The organism is Bacteroidota bacterium (assembly GCA_034723125.1).
Classification (GTDB): Bacteria; Bacteroidota; Bacteroidia; order CAILMK01; family JAAYUY01; genus JAYEOP01.
On record JAYEOP010000057.1, the window covers coordinates 1 to 5,328 of the forward strand.

Consider the following 5,328-nt stretch of genomic DNA (forward strand, 5'->3'; position numbering starts at 1 on the left):
GATGAAACATTCAAGATACAAGATGCAAGATACAAGATTCAATATACAAGATGCAAGATACAAGATGCAAGATACAAGATGCAAGATACAAGATGCAAGATGCAAGATGCAAGATGCAGGATTCAGGATGCAAGATTCAAGATACAAGATGCAAGATACAAGATTCAAGATACAAGATGCAAGATTCAGGATGCAAGATTTAGGATGCAAGATTCAGGATTCAGGATGCATAATTTCAATCCCTTCAATCCCCTCAATCCTCTCAATCTTCTCATCAATCTCCTCAATCTTCATACAAGGCTGGACTCAGACTTTGAAAATCCTTTCAGCATAAACAATAATCTTCGTAAAGTTTAAATTCCAATATTTGTTTTAAATAGTTTGATTGCAATAGCTAAAAGAATAATTCCGAATACTTTTCTTAAAATATTAGTGCCGTTTTGTCCTAATATTTTTTGAATACGAGTAGTAATTTTAAGTATGAAATAAACGAAAAGTAGATTTAAAATAATTCCAATAAGTACATTTTCAAGAGCATATTCAGCTCTAATAGAAAGTATTGTGGTTAATGTTCCTGCACCTGCAATAAGAGGAAAAGCAATTGGTACAATTGAAGATGAATTTGATGTTTCAGGAGTTTGTTTAAAAATATCTATTCCAAGTACCATTTCTAAAGCCAGTATAAAGATTACGATGGCACCTGCTATGGCAAATGAGCCAAAATCAACACCAAATAATTTTAAAATAGATTCTCCTAAAAACAAAAATAATATCATAATAATTCCTGCAACAATAGTTGCACTTCTAGCTTTAATTTTACCCGCTTTTTCTTTAACGTCAATAATGATTGGTATTGAGCCTAAAATATCAATAACTGCAAATAAAACTAATGTTACTGAAAAAATTTCTTTAATGCTAAAATGTAAATTTCCCATTTTTCCTCTTGTTTAAATCTTATCCCTTTTATTAAAAAATCAATTTAAAAATTCGCCTGTTTACAAATTCTAAGCCATATTTTTTAATAAATCAATATTTTTTTAATCTATTTTAAACAGACAGATTATCAGCGTGTTTTCCGTCATTTAAGGGGAGAATGTTTTGTCAAATTTTAGAATCCAAAATTATTTTGTTAATTTTGACAAATTAAAAGTAATGGATAATTCAATTTTTTTAATAAAAATGTTAAAAGTATGGATTACAAAAAGGAAAAACAAAGCAATTTTTTAAAAGCAAGATTTAGGAGTTTTAATTATGCCTTTAAAGGTTTAAAATATTTTTTTAAGACTCAAAAAAACTCATGGATTCATTCATTTATTACGGTTTTGGTTATTGTATTAGCCATAATTTTAAAAATTAGTTTTGTTGAATGGTGTTTTATTATTTTTGCAATAGGGTTTGTTTTTGTCGCTGAATTGATAAATACTGCAATAGAAGTTTTTATCGACTATATTTGCCCGAGTTACAATATAAGTGCTGGTAGGTCAAAAGACCTCGCTGCTGCTGCTGTATTTTTTGCAGCTTTAATTTCTGCATTTGTTGGACTTATAATTTTCCTCCCTAAAATAATTATTTTATTTTAAATGTTATGCTTATTAATCATTATTTTTTTAAATTTGTAATTTATTTTAATAGAATAATTATTTTAAAAAAATTTTAATTCTCATTTTGTTTTAATAAAAATTTGGATTGAAAATAATAGTAAAAACTAAAAGTCATGAAAAAAATATCTTTATTAATTCTACTATCATTATTGATTAGTACATTATCGTATTCACAGATAACAATAACTTCAAGTGATATGCCTGATGCTGGTAGCTGGTATCGCATGAGTAATACAGCAAACCTTTTAAGCATTAATCCAAAAAATACAGGAGCAAATTATAGCTGGGATTTTTCAAATTTAAAATTCAGCAGTCAGTATATTGATACTTTTATTTCTGTTAGCTCAACTGCACCTACTTACAGATTTATATTTGATAACTTTTTAAATCCTGACAGAAAAGCAACTATTGCAACTCCGGAAGTAACGAATATTCTATTGGGTGGATTGGCTATTGGGGACCCTATAAGTTTTTTCCGAGAATCAAGTTCGGTATTTCAATATGAAGGATTTGGTGCTACTATTTCAGGAATTCAAGCCCCTATGCAAAACCAAGTGCCTGATGTTATTTACAAGTTTCCTTTAAACTATGGAGATACATTTTCATCTCTTTCATATTTTGAAACACCCTCCATGTTATCTTCCATTTTATACTACTCAAAAAAGCAAAATAGATTTACAGAAGTAGATGGTTGGGGAACAGTAAAAACACCTTTTGGAACATTTGATTGCATTAGAATAAAATCGGTAATAAACTCAAAAGACAGTATTTATCTTGATTCTTTGGGTACAGGATTTAATATTCCTTTACCAACAGCTGTGGAATATAAATGGCTGGCAAAAGGAATGGGAACTGTTATTTTACAAGTAGATGCTCAAGAAATAATGTCTAATATTATTGTGAATAGCATTTACTATCAGGATAGTCTGAGAAAAAATGATACAACAAGTTCAATTGCAGTCAATAGTGATGAGAATTTTAATATTGAAGTATTTCCAAATCCTTGTAATGGGAAATGTAATTTATCTATTAATTTGAATAAAAATGAAAATCTTAAAACTGAAATTTTTGATATTAATGGGAAATTAATAGAATCTATTAATGAAAAAAAATCAGGAAAATATATTTATTCTGTTAGCTTAGGGAAGGGTTTTTATTTAATAAAATGTAGTGTTGGAAACAAAACTTATTTTAAGAAGATAATTTCTCAGTAAGATAATTCCTCTTGAAAGTGTATTTCTAAAAGCTATAGTAGCATCCTGTATAAACTCCCAACGAATAAGGATGGTTTGATGTGGTGTTTCCTTTATCTATTTGATTTAAAGAATACCTAAATTTTGGTTCAACACTTAAAATCATATTGTTGGTTATCTCATAATTTATTCCAATTCCTGTTATTCCATTATAATTGATACTTCGTATATTATCTGTTTCTCCGATTTTTTGTTTATAATAACTGTTTACAAGTAATGCGTCATTACTTACAAGAAGTGATGTGCTAAATCCACCAAGTATATTCAATTTAATTTTTTTATCAATAATTGTATATTTAAATACCAAAGGAACTTCCAGATATTCAAAACTTTGTACAAGTTCGGAATTATTTTGAAATAGTAAACTTCCCTCAGCATCCATTCCTACAATTTGTGAGTTTTTGTATGCAAGTTCGTTTAATGTTGTTTTTGATTTATGATCGGCAATAACTGCACCTGCCGAGGAATTAATTACTGAATAATTATTATATGATGAACCACGTCTTTCAAAAACAAACACTTCCTCAGAAATTTGTCCTGTTTGAAAATAGCCAATGCCTGTTTGCATGCTAAGGCGATTGTTTAAATTATAGTTAAGTTCAACTCCTCCCGAATAAGCTATCAGTGGAAGTTCATTATTATTAGAACTGGTATTTATATTTTTACTAACAAGAGCATCATTGGTTTCTTCCCAAAGCCCTGACCCATGATTAATATTTCTGTAGGAATAAAGAGGTGTAATATTTCCTCCTATTAACCATTTATCTTTTTCATCCTTTTCAATACTGCTATTCATTGCAATAGGAGGTAAGCTTAATAATCCTATAGCCATTTGTTTTTTTAGCTTAACATCCATAATCTGGTAAATATCAGCTAATTGATGCACTTCAATTTTTTGCAATTTTTTTCTTATTAATTTTACTGCATTTTTTGTTTTACTAATTTGTGTTTTAGGCTTTTGGTTATCAGTTGAGGTTTTTACTAAAATACTTTTATCGTTCAAATTTTGTTTTTGTTCTGTTTTTGTGTTTTGTGCAATTTTTTGTGTTGTATTATTTTTATTATTCTCTTTAAATGTTTTTGTTTTTAATTCATTTGAAATTATTTGAGCTTCTTGAATAGATTCATTTTTATTTAATTCTGAAATATTTATATTATTTTGTTTCTCATTAGTTTTTTTAATAGCTAAATTGTTGTTGAATTGTGTTTTAGACAAAAAGTATCCTGCACTAAATGCGATAACAACAGCTACAGATGCAGCAGCAAGCCAAACAAGTTTATTGTATTTAAAACCTTTATTTAAAGCAAGTGAGCTTTGGATATCTTTCCAGATATATCCAGGGGGATTAGCTTCTTTGCCTTGAAATGCATCCTTAAATGCATTATCAATATTTTTATTTTTACTCGTCATACTACCATTTTCTTTTTATCAGATACAAGTTCTTTTTTTACTTTTTCTTGCAAAATATTTCTTGCTCTCGATAGGTTTGATTTTGATGTTCCTATAGAAATGCCCATTTCTTTGCTTATTTCTTTATGTGAATAACCTTCAATGCCGTAGAGATTAAAAACCATCCTGTATTTTGGTGATAATTGCTGTACATATTTTAGTAAATCATTAAAAGAAATTTGAGAAATTACGTCTTCGTACGAAACATCTTCAATATATTCATAAACATCATTTACCGGATGTAATTGATTTTGTTTTCTAAATTTTTCCAGTGCAGTGTTTATCATTATCCTTTTCATCCAACCTTCAAAAGAACCTTTTCCCTTATATTGTCCAATTTTGTTAAATATTTTTAAAAAACCGTCATGCAAAATGTCTTCAGCTTCGGTTTGATCCTTTGAATAATAGAGACATACAAAAAATAGCTTTGACGAATACAATTTGTAGAGTTTGCTTTGTGCATCTCTTTTGCATTTGCGACAGCCTTTTAATATCTCATCCAGATTATTCACTTAATCAATTTTCTTTAACATTACTGAATGCATTTTTTCCTTAATCCATGTTTTTCAGATGAAAACCTAATGCTTTTGGTTGCGTAAAGTTATGAAATTAATATCGATAGAAGTAAATATTCAGGATTTTAAGTTGGATTACAACTAAGACTAAAGATATAATGATTAGCTTTTTTTAGAAAAGTTAATATTTTATGCATTAAATAGTGGCACTAAGAAAACTTTGTATTACTCATTATACTTGGGCTTTGAATTTAAAATGGATGTGAATGTAAAAGTCATTCAATTGTCATTAATACTCATTTAGCCAAGCTGTCATTAGGCTTTGTAACTTAATGACAATTTAATGACTACTTTATGACATTAGATTCAAGCGACAAAATACACATAAATTTCTAACAGTCAAAAACATACGTTTTTCTTATAGCCACTAAATAGTTATTGTGCAAATACTTCAAAGTTAAATTTCTGTCTCCGCAACCTTTTGGAATGATACTCATCTAAACAATGAA

The 5,328-nt window shown here is 28.3% G+C and carries 6 protein-coding genes; 3 read left to right on the top strand and 3 right to left on the bottom strand.

Annotated elements, in window-relative coordinates; genetic code table 11:
- On the top strand, positions 1–334 hold a 334-nt coding region (locus U9R42_01860; protein MEA3494758.1), incomplete at its 5' end, for a hypothetical protein.
- A gap of 19 nt (positions 335–353) precedes the next feature.
- Here the strand turns inward: U9R42_01860 and U9R42_01865 are convergent.
- Positions 354–935 carry a MarC family protein gene (locus tag U9R42_01865; protein MEA3494759.1) on the bottom strand — a complete coding sequence of 194 codons (582 nt, stop codon included), beginning with the start codon at positions 933–935 and terminating at the stop codon, positions 354–356.
- A gap of 255 nt (positions 936–1,190) precedes the next feature.
- Between U9R42_01865 and U9R42_01870 the strand changes: the two genes are divergently transcribed.
- Positions 1,191–1,580 carry a diacylglycerol kinase family protein gene (locus tag U9R42_01870; GenBank protein ID MEA3494760.1) on the top strand — a complete coding sequence of 130 codons (390 nt, stop codon included), beginning with the start codon at positions 1,191–1,193 and terminating at the stop codon, positions 1,578–1,580.
- Between the two features lie 134 nt (positions 1,581–1,714).
- The gene (locus tag U9R42_01875) at positions 1,715–2,815 is read left to right on the top strand and encodes a T9SS type A sorting domain-containing protein (protein ID MEA3494761.1); all 1,101 of its coding nucleotides are present in this window, start codon (positions 1,715–1,717) and stop codon (positions 2,813–2,815) included.
- 25 nt (positions 2,816–2,840) lie between these two features.
- On the opposite strand, the gene U9R42_01880 is transcribed toward U9R42_01875, so the two are convergent.
- A complete protein-coding gene (locus U9R42_01880; GenBank protein ID MEA3494762.1) occupies positions 2,841–4,265 on the bottom strand; it encodes an outer membrane beta-barrel protein in 1,425 nt (474 codons plus the stop codon).
- The gene (locus tag U9R42_01885; protein ID MEA3494763.1) at positions 4,262–4,816 is read right to left on the bottom strand and encodes a sigma-70 family RNA polymerase sigma factor; all 555 of its coding nucleotides are present in this window, start codon (positions 4,814–4,816) and stop codon (positions 4,262–4,264) included. The genes U9R42_01880 and U9R42_01885 overlap by 4 nt, the downstream gene beginning before the upstream one ends.
- Positions 4,817–5,328: the final 512 nt, after the last annotated feature.

Bases quoted from the DNA above. Each gene is read 5' to 3' on its own strand.
- U9R42_01865 (MEA3494759.1), bottom strand. From the start codon at position 935: ATGGGAAATTTACATTTTAGCATTAAAGAAATTTTTTCAGTAACATTA.
- U9R42_01880 (MEA3494762.1), bottom strand. From the start codon at position 4,265: ATGACGAGTAAAAATAAAAATATTGATAATGCATTTAAGGATGCATTT.
- U9R42_01875 (MEA3494761.1), top strand. From the start codon at position 1,715: ATGAAAAAAATATCTTTATTAATTCTACTATCATTATTGATTAGTACA.
- U9R42_01870 (MEA3494760.1), top strand. From the start codon at position 1,191: ATGGATTACAAAAAGGAAAAACAAAGCAATTTTTTAAAAGCAAGATTT.